Origin of the sequence: Nonomuraea soli (genome assembly GCF_013761175.1) — a bacterium.
GTDB classification, from domain to species: domain Bacteria; phylum Actinomycetota; class Actinomycetes; order Streptosporangiales; family Streptosporangiaceae; genus Nonomuraea; species Nonomuraea soli.
In genome coordinates this window covers 309306-326130 of sequence record NZ_JACDUR010000003.1, presented here as the reverse complement: position 1 = coordinate 326130, position 16825 = coordinate 309306, and the positions used below count along the sequence as shown (strand labels likewise).

Below are 16825 nucleotides of genomic sequence, written 5' to 3'. Positions count from 1 at the left end.
TAATGATGTGGCTCATCGAAAATTTGTCAAGGCTAGCTCATAAGTCATGAGGAGGATTTCGATGATCCGCACGTCGATCCGGGTGACGATCGTCGCCGCCCTGGCCGCGGCCGTGGCGGCGGTGCCCGCCCCTGGCACGGCCTTAACCGCCCAGCCAGGCTGGCGGGACCTGCCCGCGGGGGAGGCGCCGAACGTCAGTCCGCTGGCGGGCTTCATCCCCTACGCGGGGGAGTACTCCACGTTCCCGCACTCGATGGAATGGTTCTACCTGCCGCTCAACGCGGTGATGAAGGGTCCGCACCGCTTCGACTGGCGGGCACTCGAAGAGCAGCTCAACACGATCGCCGCCCGGGGCCACCAGGCCGCGTTCCGGTTCTACCTCGACTATCCCGGCAAGCCCAGCGGCGTCCCGCAGTACCTGCTGGACGAGGGCCTGCTCACCCGGCCCTACGACGACTTCGGCAACAACGGGCAGAGCGTCTCGCCCGACTACGACGACCCGCGCCTGGTCGCCGCGCTCGACCGGTTCATCGCCGCGCTCGGCCGCCGCTACGACGGCGACCCGCGCGTGGGATTCGTCCAGCTCGGCCTGCTCGGCTTCTGGGGCGAGTGGCACACCTGGCCGCACAACGGGGAGCCGGGCACGGAGAACTGGTTCGCCTCCCCGGCCCAGCAGCTCAGGATCCTCGACGCCTACGACAGGGCCTTCGACAGGACCCGGCTGATGGTCAGGTATCCAGGCGCCGACAACAAGGCCCACGACCTGGGCTACCACGACGACTCCTTCGCCTACTCCACCCTGCCGGGACCCGGCTGGCACTTCATGGACCTGATGAACCAGGCCGGGACCGCCGACAAGTGGAAGACCAACACGGTCGCCGGCGAACTGCGGCCCGAGCTGCAGGGCTGCATCTTCGACCCCACGCCCTGCGCCAGTGAGGACTTCGCCACGAGCGTCGCCCAGACCCACGCCACCTGGCTGCTCAACCACTACGCCTTCACCCCCGGCTACTCGGGCGCGACCTACGACAAGGCCCTGGCCAGTGCGAAGTCCCTGGGCTACCGGCTGCGGGTCACGTCCGTGAAGACCGAGCGCCGCGGCGTCTCCGTCCGGATCCGGAACGACGGCGTGGCCCCGTTCGCCTACGACTGGCCCGTCCAGGTGGCAGCCGTCGGCCGCGACGGCCGGATCACCAGGACCTGGACGACGCCGTGGCGGCTGACGCAGATCATGCCGGGCGAGCCGGTGGAGCTCACCGCCGCGCTGCCGGGACTGCGCAAGGGCGAGCAGACGCTGGTGCTGCGGGCCGCCAACCCGCTGCGCAACGGCGTGCCGCTCCGCTTCGCCAACGCGGGCCAGGACACGACCCTGAACGGCTGGCTGACGCTGGGCGACTGAAAGCACGAGGCTCCGCCGTACGAGATGTACGGCGGAGCTTTTCACTTCATGCCGGAGAAGTTCATCGACTGCACCAGCCGCTTGCCCAGGAAGACGAGCAGGAGGAGCACGGGCAGGATCGACAGCACCGATCCCGCCATGAGCCCGGTCCAGTCAGGAGCCCGGTTCGGCGACTGCTGCAGGAAGACCCCGAGCCCCACCGTGAGGACGCGGGTGCTCTCTGCCTTGCCGACCAGCAGCGGCCACAGATAGTCCTTCCAGCTCCACACGATGGTGGTCAGCCCGATGGTGATCAGCGGGCCTCGGCTCATGGGAAGCACGATCTTCCAGAACAGCCCCCACCTCCCGATGCCGTCGAGCGTCGCGGCCTCCTCCACGTCGCGGGGGATGGACAGGAAGAACTGGCGCAGGAAGAAGACCGCGAACGGCGTCATCAGCAGGCTGGGCAGGACCAGTCCTGGGATGGTGTTCAGGATCCCCAGCTGCTTGACCAGGACGAAGTTCGGCAGCAGCGTGAAGATCGGGGGCACCATGAGGGCCGCGATGATGATGCCGAACGCCACGTCCCTGCCGGGGAAGCGCAGCCGGGCGAAGGCGTAGCCGGCCATGGCGCAGCAGAAGGTCTGCACGACCGCGATGAGCCCGCTGTAGACCATCGAGTTGAACGTGTAGCGCAGGAAGTTGATCTGCGCGCCTGACCCGCCCGCGGCCCTGGCCTCCTCGGCGCCGACCAGGCCCAGCACGCGGCTGAAGTTGATCAGCGTGGGGTTGTCGGGCCACAACGCGGTGGAATCGCGGAACAGGTCGCCCGCCGGCGTGAGTGCCGTGCGGATCATCCAGTAGAAGGGGAAGACGGTGAGCACGACCGCGGCGGCGAGTGCGAACCAGGAGACGCCCCTGGAGATCTTCATAAGGCTCCTTAGCCCAGGTCCGAACGCGACGCGCGCAGCATCCGCATCTGCAGGGTCGTCAGCACGCCGAGGATGAGCACGAGCACCATCGCGATGGCGGAGGCGTATCCCATGTGGAAGTAGGTGAACGCCTGTTGGTAGATGTAGTAGTAGATGACCCTGGTCTCGGGGATGGGCGGCTTGCCGCCGTACACGACCGCGACCGTGTCGAAGATCTGGAACGAGCCGATCAGCGACACCACCAGCACCAGCGCGATGATGGGGCGCAGGAGCGGCAGGGTGATCGACCGGAACATCCGGATCTCGCCCGCGCCGTCGATCGCCGCCCCCTCGTACAGGTGCGGGGGGATCTGCAGCATCCCGGCGTAGAGCAGCAGCGCGGTGTAGCCCGTGTAGGACCAGCTGTTGACCAGCGCCACGAGCGGCATCGCCCAGTCGGGGGAGTTGAACGACAGGGTCGTGTCGAGGCCGGTCAGGCCGATGAGGTGGTTGACGAAACCGAGGTCGGGGTCGAGCATCCACGCCCACAGCAGGCCGATGGTCACGTTCGGCACCAGCCACGGCACCAGCAGCGTCGCCCGCAGGACGACTGACCGGGTCAGGCGGTGCATGAGCGCGGCCAGGCCGAGGGCGACCACCGTCTGGGAGACGATGTTGACGACCACGTAGTAGCCGGTGACCTTCAGCGCGTTCCAGAACTGCCCGTCGCTGACGAGTTCCTTGTAGTTGTCGCCGCCCACGTAGGAGGGGTCGTTCAGCAGGCTGTAGTCGGTGAACGAATACCAGACGCCACGGACCGTCGGGTAGGCGTAGAAGACGGCGAACCCGATGATCACCGGGAGCAGGAACAGCCAGCCGACCAGGCGATCGTCTCGCCGCCTTCGCAGGCGGCCGTGAGGCCCCGCATGCTGGCCGGTCCCGGCGCCGAGTCGTGTCCCAACCGCGTGCATGCGTGCTCCCTATCGACAGCCTGTCATCGCTCAATAATGATGTGGACTAGCGATAGTTTGTCAAGGTCTAATCATATGTACGGCAGCGCAGACCGCTTGCGATATCGAAACCTTCATGCTTCTATCTCGTTACATCAAGGTTTCGTTCGCACAACCTCACCCCCCCGAGGCTCGCATGAAGATGAGACGTTGGTTCGCCTCCCTCGCCGCCACCACGACCCTCCTGTTAGGCACCGCGGTCCCCGCGTCGGCCGCCCCCGCCGGACCTCCCGCCCGGCCGCCCGCCGGACCGGGGCCGGACACCACCCTCACCACCCACACCTACGCCTACGCCCCCACCCCCGTGGGCCAGCCGCTGAAAGGCTTCGCCCCCTACCTGTTCCCGGGTGACAACTACGACGCCAAGTACCCGGGCGGCGTCATGTGGACCTACTTCGCACTCAACGAGGTCATGAAGGACCCCTCCACCTGCTCCTCCATCGACTGGACGCTCTTCGAGAAGGCCCTCGACGAGGCGGCCGTATGGGGCCGTCAGGTGGCCTTCCGCTTCTACGTGGAGTATCCGGGTGGCTCCGGCACCCACCCGGGCAACGGCATCCCGCCCTGCCTCAACGGCAAGACGGCCCTGCGCACCAACGGCTTCTGGGGCACCGTCAGCCCCGACTACGACGACCCCGACGTCATCGCCGCGTTCACCACCTTCATCAACGCCTTCGCCGCCCGCTACGACAAGGCGGGCCCCGCAGGCACGGCCGACCCGCGGATCGGCTTCATGTCCCTGGGCCTCGTCGGGCTGTGGGGCGAGTGGCACACCTGGCCCTACGATCGGGACCTGGCCGACGGCCACCCCGACCTGATGCCGACCGACGCCACCATCCGCACCCTCATCAACGCCTACGACGCGGCCTTCGACAACATCCAGCTCGAGGTCCGCTATCCCGGTCTGGCGGGCACGCAGACGGCGAACATCGGCTTCCACGACGACTCCTGGCCCTACAAGGAGCACCGCGGCGGCCAGCTCAAGAGCATGACGCTGCCCAGATCCATGAACGGCTGGGACGACGCGTTCACCCAGATCATGCTCGACAACGGCACCGAGAACCGCTGGACCACCCACTCGATCGGCGGCGAGGCCAGGCCGGAGATCCAGGGCACGCTGTACGCCAACTACCCGGCGGGCGGCGGCCAGGTCGACGACGTGCTCGCGGCCACGGAGCTCACCCACATCAGCTGGATGATCAACCAGACCGGAGCGGGCGGCTACAGCCCCACCGACCCCAAGGTCGCCGCGGGCGTGCGGAAGATGGGCTACAACCTGCACATCCCGCAGGCCAACTTCAACGCGAGCGCCCCGGGCACCTTCAAGGTCGGCGTCACCGTCCAGAACGACGGCGTGGCGCCCTTCTACTACCCGTGGACGTTCGTCCTGGGCCTGCGCGACTCCGCCGGGAACGTGGTCAGGACCTGGGACACGAACTGGGACATCCGCACCGTCCAGCCGCTCAGGATCCGGGCCTTCCCCGACTGGAACGTCGGCTCCGACCCGACCTACGTCGACTACGGCCGCCCGGTGAACTTCTCGGCCGACCTCAACGCCGCGGGCGTGCCCGCCGGAAGCTACCAGCTGGTCCTGCGCGTGCGTAATCCGCTGGAGGCCGTCACCAAGGAGGTGCTGCGCAACCGCCCGGCGTCCGTCAGGCTCACCGACTGGATCATCGACCGGTGGCGCCCGGCCTATCCTCTATCGTTCGCCAACGCCAACCAGCGCGCCGACGGCTGGGTCGACCTGGGGGCGGTCAGCACCACCGGCACCTGCGGCGGTGACTGCGCGGCGCCGTCCACCCCCTCCGGCCTCACCGTCACAGGACGCACCGACACCAGCGTCTCGCTGACGTGGTCGGCCTCGACCGACACCGGCGGCAGCGGCCTGAGCGGCTACAACGTCTACCGCTCAGGCGCCAAGGTCACCGCGACCCCCGTCACGGGCACCACCTTCACCGACACCGGCCTGTCGGCCGGCCGCACCTACCAGTACACCGTGGAGGCGGTCGACAACGCGGGCAACCTGTCCGCCAGATCCGCCGCCGTGAGCGCGACCACAACGGGATGCTCCGGCGACTGCACCGCGCCCACCGCACCCACGCTGGCCTCGACGGGCAGGACCTCCACCTCGGTGTCGCTGTCGTGGAGCGGGGCCACCGACAACACCGGCGTCACCGGCTACGAGGTCTATCGCGGCGCCACCCGGGTCGGCACCCCCACGGGCACCACCTACACCGACGACGGCCTGACCCCGTCGACCAGCTACACCTACACGGTCAAGGCCAAGGACGCGGCGGGCAACCTGTCGCCGTCGAGCAACCCGGTCACCGTCTCCACGACGGCGAACGCGGGCCTGGTGCTCGACAACTTCGACGGCGCGTATCCAGGGCAGAACGACCTGGGCAAGTGGACGGGAGGCAACTGCTTCCTGGACGGCGGCGGGTCGGGCGTGGCCACGGGCGGGGCGTTGAGCCTGCGCTACAACAACTGCGGCTGGTTCGGCAGTGACGTCGGCGTCGATCTCAGCTCGAAGACGCACCTGGTGATGCGGGTCAAGGGCGCGGCGGGCGGCGAGCAGGCGCACTTCAACCTGGGCCTGGGCGGTGCCACGAAGGTGTTCGGCGACTACACGCTCGACGGCGGGGCGCATCCGGTCATCACGACGGCCTACCAGGACATCAGGATCCCGATGGCCGCCAACGGCATCAGCCGCAACTCGCCGAGCCAGCTGGCCATGGGCTTCTGGTACGGCGGGGCCTCCACGATCACCATCGACGAGATCCGCTTCGAGTAGCAGTCGTTCGTGCCGGCCCCGATCCCGCTTTCGTAGGGGTAAGCTCCTGGCCTCAGGAGGTTTCGGATGGCAAAGGTCGTCATCATCGGGGCCGGCAACGTCGAGCTCACTCGAAAGATCCTCTCGGATCTCTTCTCCTGTGCCGAACTGGCCGGCACCCTCCACATCGCGTTGCACGACGTCGACCCGGGACGCCTGGCGACCGCGCGGCACCTGGCGTCCAGGCTCGACGCCGAGGCCGGCGCCCGCGCCCGCATCGACGCCGGCGACGACAGGCGGCCGCTGCTCGACTCGGCCGACTTCGTCATCTGCCAGTTCAACATCGGCGGCCACGACGCGGTCCTGCGCGACTTCGAGATCTCCCGCAGGTACGGCCTGCGCCAGACGCTGGGCGACACCCTTGGCGCGGGCGGGATCTTCCTCGCCCTGCGGACCATCCCCGAGGCCGTGGGCCTGGCCGGCGACATGACCGAGTTGTGCCCCGACGCCTGGCTGCTCAACTACACCGATCCCATGGCCACCCTGTGCTGGGCGATCCGCGCCGCGACGCCGCTGCGCAACGTCGCGGGATTGTGCTACTCCGTGCGCGACACCCACGCCCTGCTGGCCGACCTGGTCGGCCGCGAGCTGGAGGAGATCGACTTCCTCACGGCGGGAGTGAACCACCAGGCGTTCGTCCTGCGATTCGAGAGCGAGGGGCGCTCCCTCTATCCGGAGCTCGACCTGCTCATGGAGAGCGACCAGGAGCTGCGCGGCCACGTCCGCAGCGAGATCTACCGCCGTTTCCGCTACTTCCCCACCGAGTCGAGCGAGCATGCCGCCGAATACGTGCCGTGGTTCCTCCCGCACGACCAGGAGGTCGTACGGCTCGGCCTGCCCGTCGACGAGTCGCTGAGGCGCAGCGCCCGCAAGCTCGACTCGTACGAGCGCCTGAGAGGGTCGCTGGCCACCGGCGAACCGCTGCTCGCCCGCTGGAAACACTTCGAGATGGCCTCCGAGATGATCCACTCGATGATCACCGGGACACCTCGCGAGATCCATCTGACCTTGCCGAACGCGGGCCTCATCGACAACCTGCCCGCCGAGGCGTGTGTCGAGGTGCCCGCGGTCGTCGACAGGTCGGGTGTGCGCCCGCGGCGGGTGGGCTCGCTGCCGGTGCAGCTCGCCGCGTTGAACCGCACGTTCCTCAATGTGGTGGAGCTGACCGTGACCGCGGCCCTGGAGGACCAGCGCTCGGCGGTGTACCAGGCGGCCATGCTCGATCCCAACACCTCGGCCACGCTGCCGGTACCGGCCATCGAGCGGCTGTGTGACGAGCTCATCGACGCGCACCGGGCGCTGCTGCCCGCCGGCATCGTGCGCGGCACGCCGACGACGTCGGGCAGGGCGCGATGATGGCCGAAGGGGAGGCGGCGGCCGACATCGCCGTCGACGACAGGCGCGAACGCATCGTCTCGATGGTGACGGAGCACGAGTTCGTCCGCGTGACGGACCTGGCAGAGATCTTCCGCGTCACCAGCGTCACGATCCGCGCCGACCTCGAACTCCTCGACAAGCAGGGAGCCATCCGCCGCGTCCGAGGCGGAGCGATCCCGGCCAAGCCGTACCGTCCCGCCGAGGCGTCATCTGACGCCTCGGCCGGCAGCGCGGCGCTGGAGAAGACCCGGCTCGCCCGTCACGCGGCGGGGCTCGTGGCCTGCGGCGAGAGCGTGATCATCGACGCGGGCACCACGATGACCCTTCTCGCCCGCGCCATCGTCGCCCGCGCCGACCTGACCGAGGTCATCGTCTTCACCAACAGCCTCCAGGTCGCCATCGAGCTCGAACCCGCCATCCCGCGCATCACCGTGCTCGTCACCGGAGGCACCCTCAGGCCCGCCACGCACGCGCTCGTCGACCCGCTCGGCGCGCCCATGCTCGAACGGATCCACGCCGACACGCTCTTCCTCGGGTGCCACGGCGTCCACCCGGAGCACGGCGTCACCTCCGAGCACCTCCTGGAGGCGGAGATGAAGCGCAGGATGATCGCGGCCTCGCGGCGGCGGATCGTCCTGGCCGACTCCTCCAAGCTCGGCAGGACCGGGCTGGCGCCCATCCACCTCCTGGGGGAGTCCGACCTGCTGGTCACTGGCAGGGAGGCCGATGCGGGGATCGTCACCGAGCTGCGCGCGGGCGGCGCCCGCGTCGACCTCGTCGACTAGCCCCGCCGCAGCCGGGCGCCGAGCCAGGTGTGCAGGTCGTCGAGCGCCGCCTCGGCCATAGGTGTCGCGTGGCCGGTGAAGCCGTGCGGCGCGGCGGGGTAGACGCGCAGGTCGACATCGACGCCGGCCGACGAGAGCCGCGCGGCCATGGCGAGGTTGTCGCCCAGCAGGATGTCGTCCTCCCCGACGATGATCAGCGCCGGTGGCAGGCCGGCGGGATCGGCGTAGATCGGGGAGAGGTCGGGCTGGGTGCGGTCCTGCTCGGAGCCCGCGTAGGCCTCGATGAAGTACTCGTCGGCGATCAGGCGCCCGCTGGGGGTCAGCCCGCTGAGGTCGTAGGTGCCGAACTGCAGCACGGCGGCGCGGAAGGCGGCCATGCCACGATCGCGCAGCCGTACGAGGGTGGTCATCGCCAGGGTGGCGCCCGCGGAGAACCCGCCGATGGCGAGGCGATCCGTCCCGAACAGGGTGGCCGCGTTTCCGGCGAGCCACATCGCCGCGGTTTCGCAGTCGTCGGGCGCGGCCGGCCACGGGTTCTCCGGCGCGAGCCGGTAGTCGACGCTGACGACCACGATGCCGAGCGTGTCGGCCAGCAGGCGGTTGCGCACGTCGCTCGCCGCCGCCGAGCCGCTGTAGAAGCCGCCGCCGTGGATGTCGAGGAACACCCCGGTGGCTTGCGCGAACTGAACCGCGGGTCGGCCATGACCTGCGGTGGGCGTGGCCGGGAGGTGGATCCTGACCGGGACCGTGCCGTCGATCAGCTCGACGGTCGCCGGCGGGTCCGACGGCGCGGGTGGCTTCGCCGAGGCGCGGATCGCCCGGAGTTCGTCGCCGTTGCTCGGGCCCCGGCCAGTGCCTCGCCTGGCGTAGAACGCGCGGGTCGCCTCAACGAGAGGGGCCAGCCGGGGGTCGGGGCGGGGATTCAGCCGCGCTTGGGCCATACCGGGCCCTCGTCGGTCCAGGTGACGCCCTTGTTGCGGCACAGGCAGAAGGGGTGGCCGATCGGGTCGGTGTAGATCCGCCAGCCGTAGCCCTCGGGGCCGATGAAGTCCTGCCGCAGGGTCGCGCCGAGGTCGAGGATGCGGCGCTGCTCGGACTCGATGTCGTCGACCTCGAAGTCGAGGTGGAACTGCTTGGGGTGCTCGGTGTCTGGCCACTGCGGAGCGCGGTAGTCGTCGACCCGGATGAAGGCCAGCTCGATCTCACCGAAACGGATGCCGGCCCAGTCGCCGTGGCTGCCGTCCTTGATCGGGCGGCCCGTCACCTCGGAGTAGAAGGCCGCCAGTTTCATGGTGTCAGGGCAGTCGATGATGAAATCGGTGAGTCGGAGCATCCGACGAGCCTGCCACAAGATCGCGGATGCCCCGGCCCGCCAGGTGGCGAGCCGGGGCATCACTGATCAGGAGAGGGGCGGGTAGGCGTTGGCCAGCAGCTGGCGGAACTGCGCCGAGAACCACTGACCGGAGATCGGGGCGTCGGGCAACGCACCGCTCATGTTGTTCTTGTTGCGGTCGTTACCGGTGTAGGTCGGGTCGCACATCCGGTCGAAGCCCTTGCCCTCGTTGTTGGGGATCTCCTTGCTGGAGCCGTCGGACTCGCCCGGAGGCTTGATCCAGACGTAGGCGTCGATGCCGGCCGCGGGGGCCGCCTGGGGACGCTCGCCGAGGCCGGCGCCGCTCTGGTTGCACCAGTTGCCGGCGTGCAAGCGCCGGTCGACGCGCGACTGGTCGACGAAGGTGTCGAGGACGTTGGAGGTGCTGGGTGCGGTCGGCCGTGCCGTACCGCCCCAACCGTTGCGGGAGGTGTCGATGAGCATGCCGATGGTCGACGGGAAGCCTTCGGAGATCAGGCGCGTGCGGAAGGCCTGGGCGAAGGTGAGCTCGTCGACGTACCAGTTCCAGTCGAGCCACTTGGAGGCGCGCACGCTCTGGCCGTTGACCTGCGTGTTGATGGTGAAGTGCGGCTCGCGCAGAGCGGAGTAGTTGGCGGTGTTGGTGATGAAGCCGTGCACGGTGGCGCGGCCACCGGTGGCGCCGGCGGCGGTGGAGGAGAACAGCTGGGCGGCGGGCCCGAAGTTGGTGTCCCAGCCGAGCCAGCCGTGGTGGGCGGCGTCGACGTAGTTGTAGACGTTCGGGATCGCGTACAGCTTGCTCAGGGCGTACTGCACACCCTCGACGTAGGCGCCGGAGTCCTTGGCCTCCTGGCACTTGGCCAGGTTGAGGTTGGTGACCAGGTTCGGCAGCGAGTCGATCTCGACGATCGCGACGATGCGCAGGTTGCGGTACTTGGAGTCCGACATGATCGCGGCGATCGGGTCGATGTACTCGGTCTTGTACCGGTTGAGGCCGTTCTCTGCGATGAGCAGCTCGCCGTTGGAGGCCAGGGCGGAGCAGTCACGGTTGGGCAGGTTGTAGATGACGAACTGGATCGTCAGCGGCCTGGAGCCGTTGGCGGCGTCCTGGGCGACGGCCGCGTCGAGGTGGGCGCGCAGGCCCTTCGCGGAGGAGCTGCCCGCGATGGCGGCGATGCGGTCCATCCACACACCGGTCGAGACGGAGGCGACGGCGCTGCCTCCGGGCTCGGCGGCGGCCTTGGCGCTCCAGTCGGAGTTCACGTAGCCGTCGGCGCCGGAGTAGGGGTTGTCGACGCGTCCGGGGCCGGTGCCGCCGTCGTTGTCGGACTCGGTGGCGGTGACGGTCACCGAGGTGAGGCCGGTGGAGGCGACGGTGAACGGCCGGGAGCCGTTGGTCTCGTCGCTGTCCTCGGCCGCGGCGACCGTGACGTTCTGCGCGGTGTTCCAGTTGGAGGTGGTGAAGGTCAGCGAAGCGCCGCCGGAGACGGTCAGGTCGCTGTCGCCGCTGCCTGCCGTACTGGTGACCGTGACGTTGCCGGTCGGCTGCGACTGCAGGCGCACCCCGTAGGTGGCGCTCCCGCCCTCGTTGACGCTCACGGCGGTCGGGGCGACCACGAGGGCCTGGGTGCCGCCGCCGTCGTTGTCGGACTCGGTGGCGTTGACCGTGACCGAGGTCAGGCCGGTGGAGGCGACGGTGAACGGGCGGGTGCCGTTCGTGGTGTCGCTGTCCTCGGCGGCCGCGACGGTGACGTTCTGCGGCGTGTTCCAGTTCGACGGGGTGAAGGTCAGGGAACCGCCGCCGGAGAGGGTGAGGTCGCTGTCGCCGCTGCCTGCCGTACTGGTGACCGTGACGTTGCTCGACGGCTGCGACTGCAGGCGCACGGAGTAGGTCGCGGTCGCGCCCTCGGTGACGCTGACGCTGGTCGGGGAGACGACCAGGGACTGAGTGCCGGTCCCGGGGCCGGAGCAGGTCGTTCCGTTGATCGCGAAGGTGTCGGGGTTGGCGCCCGAGCCGGAGCCGTTGAAGCCCACGGACCACTGCGCGCCGCTCGCCTTGCTGCCGTTGTAGGAGGCGTTGGCGATGCTGACGGCGGCGCCGTTCTGCGTCGGCACCCCGTCCCAGGCGTTGGTGATCCTCTGGTTGCCGGGGAAGGTGAAGGTCAGGTTCCAGCCGTTCAGCGCGTCGCCGTGGTTGGTGATCGCGATGCTCGCACCGAAACCGCCGCCACCCTCCCACGTCTTGGAGTAGGTGACGGAGCAGGCGATGGCCGCCTGCGCGCTGGTGGGCTGGAGCGCGACGAGGCCGAGGGCCGCGACCGTCACGGAGGTCGCGGTCACCGCCCATCGCCGCCAGCGGGGAAGAACACTCACGGATACTCCTAGGGGTTGGGAGCGCTCCCACATAGTTGAGCGGGGTTCACAACTCTGTACAGCCGCCCGTGGGCAAAACCCGGAAAATGCCAGGAAACCGATGAAAGTTTCAGAACCAGATACCGGGTTACCTCGATGAAACGCGGATGACATTGACATGACCCACGGGATGGCCGTCATGGTATGGGAGCGCTCCCAACCCACCGGCTCACCCCCTGGAGCTCTCGGATGCGAAAACCCGCACTGTGGGCGGCACTCGCCACCCTCCTCACCGGGATGGCCGTCGCGGCTCCCGCCCAAGCGGCGGTCGCCTGCACGGTCACCTACAACAAGACCTGGGAAGGAGGCGGCGGCTTCGGCGCGAGCATCGCGATCACCAACCAGGGTGACGCGCTGAACGGCTGGACGCTCACCTTCACCTTCCCCGGCAACCAGCGGATCACCAACGCCTGGGACGGCGTCCCGACGCAGAACGGCGCCAACGTCAGCATCGTCAACGCCTCCTACAACGCCAACAAGGCGTCCGGTGCGCAGTGGACGGTCGGCTTCAACGGCACGGGCTCAGGCGCCAACCCCGACACGTTCGCGATCAACGGCACCACCTGCACGGGCCCGCAGCAGCCGCAGAGCCTGATGGTGACCCCGACCAGCGTGAGCGTGCCCGAGGGCGACGACGAGACGTTCGCCGTGCGGCTGCAGTCGCAGCCGTCGAGCAACGTCACCGTCACCACCACCGCGGGCACCGGTGACAGCGACCTGACCGTCGCGAGCGGCACCCCGCTGACCTTCACCCCGTCGAACTGGAACACCCCGCAGCTCGTCACGATCGCCGCGGCGCAGGACAGCGACACCACCAACGGCACCCGCCCGTTCACCGTCGCCTCGGCCGGCCTGACCAGCGTCACGGTCAACGCCACCGAGTCCGACAACGACGGCGCCCAGGCCCTGGTCGTGACGCCGACCAGCCTCAGCGTCCCCGAGGGCGCGCAGGCGATCGTCAACGTGAAGCTGCAGGCCCAGCCGTCCGGCAACGTGACCGTCAACCCGTCGGCGGGCACCGGTGACGCCGACCTGACGCTCGCCAGCACCGCCGCGCTGACCTTCACACCGACGAACTGGAACGTCGACCAGCAGGTGCGCATCAACGCCGCCGACGACGCGGACGACGACAACGGGACCCGCACGTTCACCATCGCCGCCAGCGGCGTGCCGAGCGTGACGGTCACCGCCACCGAGGTCGACGACGAGGCACCGTCGAACAGCTACCTGACCGAGTTCCAGACCCAGTACGACAAGATCAAGAACCCGGCCAACGGCTACTTCTCGCCCGAGGGCATCCCGTACCACTCGATCGAGACGCTCCTGGTCGAGGCTCCCGACCACGGTCACCAGACCACCAGCGAGGCCTTCAGCTACTGGCTGTGGATGGAGGCGCAGTACGGCAGGCTGACCAAGAACTGGGCGCCGTTCAACAACGCCTGGAACATCATGGAGCAGTTCATCATCCCCTCCACGGCGAACCAGCCGGGCGGCCAGTCCACCTACAACCCCGCGGACCCGGCCGACTACGCGCCGGAGCGCAACCTGCCCAGTCAGTACCCCGTGCCGCTGAGCACGACGGTCGTGGCCGGCCAGGACCCGATCAGCGCCGAGCTCCAGTCCACCTACGGCAACAAGAGCATGTACGCCATGCACTGGCTGCTCGACGTCGACGACGTCTACGGCTTCGGCACCGGCCGCGGCAGCTCGTTGTCGGAGTGCGGTGACAACACCAAGCGTGTCACCTACATCAACACCTACCAGCGTGGTCCGCAGGAGTCGGTCTGGGAGACCATCCCGCACCCCTCGTGCGACACCCAGCGGTACGGCTCGTCCACCGGCTTCCCGTCGCTGTTCATCCAGGGCTCGACCGGCAACCAGTGGCGCTACACCGCCGCTCCCGACGCCGACGCTCGCGCCGTCCAGGCCGCCTACTGGGCGCTGACCTGGGCCACCGAGCAGGGCAACCAGTCGCAGATCTCGGCCACCATGGCCAAGGCCGCCAAGCTCGGCGACTACCTGCGCTACGCGATGTACGACAAGTACTTCAAGAACCCCGGCTGCACCTCGCCCACCTGCGCCGCGGGCAGTGGCAAGAGCAGCTCGGCCTACCTGCTGAACTGGTACTTCGCCTGGGGCGGAGCGATGGACGGCGCCTGGGCCTGGCGTATCGGCTCCAGCCACAACCACGGCGGCTACCAGAACCCGCTGGCCGCCTGGGTGCTGTCGCCGCAGGGCCCGTCGGCGCTGCGACCGCAGTCGCCCACGGCCGACGACGACTGGGCCAAGAGCCTGACCCGCCAGGTGCAGTTCTACACCTGGCTCCAGTCGGCGGAGGGCGCCATCGCCGGTGGCGCCACCAACAGCTGGGACGGCGACTACCAGCAGCCCCCGGCCGGCACGCCGTCCTTCTTCGGCATGGCCTACGACCCCGACCCCGTCTACCACGACCCGCCCTCGAACCAGTGGTTCGGCTTCCAGGCCTGGGGCATGGAGCGCCTGGCCGAGCTGTACTACGTGACCGGCGACCTCAAGGCGAAGGCCGTTCTCGACAAGTGGGCCGCCTGGGCGATCTCGGAGACCACGCTCGGCTCCGGCAGCACCTACCAGATCCCGAACGAGATGGGCTGGAGCGGCGCCCCCGCCGCCAGCTTCAACACCGAGGGCGGCACCCCGGGACCGAACCCCGGCCTGCACGTGACCGTCCGCACCTACACCAACGACGTGGGCGTGGCAGCCGGCTACGCGCGCACCCTGATCTACTACGCCGCCAAGTCCGGCAACGCCGCCGCCAAGGCCACCGCCAAGGGGCTGCTGGACCGGATGCTGCTGCTCAAGGGCAGCAAGGGCATCACCGTGCCCGAGACCCGCGGCGACTACAACCGTTTCGACGATTCCGTGTACGTGCCGTCGAGCTTCACCGGCACCATGCCGAACGGCGACACGATCAACTCTAGCTCCACCTTCATCGGGATGCGGTCGTTCCTGAAGAACGACCCGGAATGGAGCAAGGTCCAGGCGCACCTGAACGGCGGTCCTGCCCCGACGTTCACCTACCACCGCTTCTGGGCGCAGTCGGACATCGCCATGGCGCTGGCCGACTACGGCTCGCTCTTCCCGAACGGATGACCTGGGGCCCGCGCGGGACGGCCTGACCCCGTCCCGCGCGGGTCTCAACCTCGAAAGGTTGTCATGAGAAGCCTCCTAGCCATATTCGCCCTGCTGGCGTCGATGGTCGTGGCAGCCGCTCCCGCGCAGGCCGCCGTCGGCCTGCGCGTCGAGGGGCGGAACATCGTCGAGTCGGACGGCAACGTCTTCGTCATCCGGGGAACCAGCCATCCGCACGCCTGGTACGCCAGCCAGACCTCGTCCATCGCCAACATCAAGTCGCTGGGCGCCAACGCCGTACGCGTGGTGCTGAGCGGCGGACGGTGGACCACCAACACCGCCGCCGACGTGGCCAACATCGTCTCGCTCTGCGAGGCGAACAGGCTCGTCTGCATCCTGGAGAACCACGACACCACCGGGTACGGCGAGCAGAGCGGCGCCGTCACCCTCGACGCCGCGGCCAACTACTGGATCGGCATCCAGAGCGCGCTGACCGGCCACGAGGACAGCGTGATCATCAACATCGGCAACGAGCCGGTGGGCAACAACGCCGTCACCCCGAACTGGACACAGGCCACCTCGGCCGCGATCGTCAAGCTGCGCAACGCGGGCTTCCAGCACCTGCTCATGGTCGACGCCCCGAACTGGGGCCAGGACTGGCAGTTCCAGATGCGCGACAACGCGGCCACCGTGGCCGCCGCGGACCCGCAGGACAACACCGTGTTCTCGGTGCACATGTACGGCGTCTTCGACACCGCGGCCGAGATCAACGCCTACCTCGACGCGTTCGAGGACAACGGGCTGCCCCTGGTGATCGGGGAGTTCGGCTTCAACCACTCCGACGGCAACCCCGACGAGGACACGATCATGGCCCAGGCCCAGGCCAGGGGCGTGGGCTACCTCGGCTGGTCGTGGAGTGGCAACGGCGGCGGTGTCGAGTACCTCGACCAGGTGGTCAACTTCAACCCCGCCCAGCTCACCTCGTGGGGTGTGCGGCTGTTCCAGGGCACCAACGGCATCGCCTCGACCGCCGAGGAGTGCTCCCAGTGCGGCGGCGGCGCACCGCCCGTCGACACCACCCCGCCCACCACGCCGGCGAACCTGGCGGCGTCGGGCACCACGTCGAACTCCACGAACCTGTCGTGGAGCGCCTCCACGGACAACGTGGCCGTCACCGGCTACGAGATCCTGCGCGGCGGCACCCAGGTCGGCACCTCGACCACGACCAGTTTCGCGGCGACCGGCCTGACCCCGAGCACGGCCTACCAGTTCCAGGTCCGTGCCCGTGACGCCGCCGGCAACCGTTCCGGCCTGTCCACCGCCGTCAACGTGACGACGCAGGCCGGTCCCGTGGGCGGCTGTACGGCCACGGCCTCGGTGCAGTCGCAGTGGGGCGGCGGTTACGTGATGCAGGTGACGGTCAAGAACACCGGCACGTCCACCATCACCGGCTGGGGTGTGGCGTTCGCGCTGCCGTCCGGCCACAGCCTCAGCAACATCTGGAACGCCACCTACTCGGGTGGCGTGGCGCGCAACATGCCCTACAACGGCACTCTGGCTCCGAACGCTTCGACCAGCTTCGGCTTCCAGGCCACCAGGCCCGGCGGCGACAACGCCGTGCCGACCACCTTCACCTGTTCCTAAAGGGAATCCGGGC

The 16825-nt window shown here is 68.9% G+C and carries 11 protein-coding genes; 6 read left to right on the top strand and 5 right to left on the bottom strand.

Annotated features, from left to right (window positions below; genetic code table 11):
• Nucleotides 1-61 precede the first annotated feature (61 nt).
• A complete protein-coding gene (locus tag HNR30_RS14215) occupies nt 62-1399 on the top strand; it encodes a DUF4832 domain-containing protein (RefSeq protein WP_181610314.1) in 1338 nt (445 codons plus the stop codon).
• Nucleotides 1400-1440: 41 nt separating this feature from the next.
• Here the strand turns inward: HNR30_RS14215 and HNR30_RS14210 are convergent, their stop codons facing one another.
• On the bottom strand, nt 1441-2310 hold the full coding sequence (locus HNR30_RS14210) for a carbohydrate ABC transporter permease (protein WP_181610313.1): 870 nt from the start codon (nt 2308-2310) through the stop codon (nt 1441-1443).
• An 8-nt stretch (nt 2311-2318) separates the two neighbouring features.
• Nucleotides 2319-3260, bottom strand: a complete 942-nt coding sequence (locus tag HNR30_RS14205) for a carbohydrate ABC transporter permease (protein WP_181610312.1) — start codon at nt 3258-3260, stop codon at nt 2319-2321.
• Between the two features lie 175 nt (nt 3261-3435).
• On the opposite strand from HNR30_RS14205, the gene HNR30_RS46760 reads away from it, so the two are divergent.
• The 3 genes from HNR30_RS46760 to HNR30_RS14190 all read left to right on the top strand — a co-directional run bounded on the left by HNR30_RS46760 (nt 3436) and on the right by HNR30_RS14190 (nt 8297).
• Nucleotides 3436-6096, top strand: a complete 2661-nt coding sequence (locus HNR30_RS46760) for a fibronectin type III domain-containing protein (protein ID WP_220133576.1) — start codon at nt 3436-3438, stop codon at nt 6094-6096.
• Nucleotides 6097-6162: 66 nt separating this feature from the next.
• Nucleotides 6163-7491, top strand: a complete 1329-nt coding sequence (gene melA / locus HNR30_RS14195; RefSeq protein WP_181610311.1) for an alpha-galactosidase — start codon at nt 6163-6165, stop codon at nt 7489-7491.
• Nucleotides 7488-8297, top strand: a complete 810-nt coding sequence (locus HNR30_RS14190) for a DeoR/GlpR family DNA-binding transcription regulator (RefSeq protein ID WP_181610310.1) — start codon at nt 7488-7490, stop codon at nt 8295-8297. The genes melA and HNR30_RS14190 overlap by 4 nt, the downstream gene beginning before the upstream one ends.
• Here HNR30_RS14190 and HNR30_RS14185 read toward each other — a convergent pair.
• The 3 genes from HNR30_RS14185 to HNR30_RS50115 all read right to left on the bottom strand — a co-directional run bounded on the left by HNR30_RS14185 (nt 8294) and on the right by HNR30_RS50115 (nt 12021).
• Nucleotides 8294-9238: an alpha/beta hydrolase gene (locus tag HNR30_RS14185; protein WP_181610309.1), complete on the bottom strand. Its 945-nt coding sequence runs from the start codon at nt 9236-9238 to the stop codon at nt 8294-8296. The genes HNR30_RS14190 and HNR30_RS14185 overlap by 4 nt on opposite strands.
• Nucleotides 9220-9630, bottom strand: coding sequence for a VOC family protein (locus HNR30_RS14180; protein ID WP_181610308.1), 411 nt, complete (start codon nt 9628-9630; stop codon nt 9220-9222). The genes HNR30_RS14185 and HNR30_RS14180 overlap by 19 nt, the downstream gene beginning before the upstream one ends.
• 66 nt (nt 9631-9696) lie before the next feature.
• A complete protein-coding gene (locus tag HNR30_RS50115) occupies nt 9697-12021 on the bottom strand; it encodes a glycoside hydrolase family 6 protein (protein ID WP_312894403.1) in 2325 nt (774 codons plus the stop codon).
• Nucleotides 12022-12249: 228 nt separating this feature from the next.
• Here HNR30_RS50115 and HNR30_RS14170 point away from each other — a divergent pair, with 228 nt between their 5' ends.
• Nucleotides 12250-15189, top strand: coding sequence for a glycoside hydrolase family 48 protein (locus HNR30_RS14170; RefSeq protein ID WP_181610306.1), 2940 nt, complete (start codon nt 12250-12252; stop codon nt 15187-15189).
• A 63-nt stretch (nt 15190-15252) separates the two neighbouring features.
• Nucleotides 15253-16812 carry a cellulase family glycosylhydrolase gene (locus tag HNR30_RS14165; protein ID WP_181610305.1) on the top strand — a complete coding sequence of 520 codons (1560 nt, stop codon included), beginning with the start codon at nt 15253-15255 and terminating at the stop codon, nt 16810-16812.
• The last annotated feature ends 13 nt before the right edge of the window (nt 16813-16825 follow it).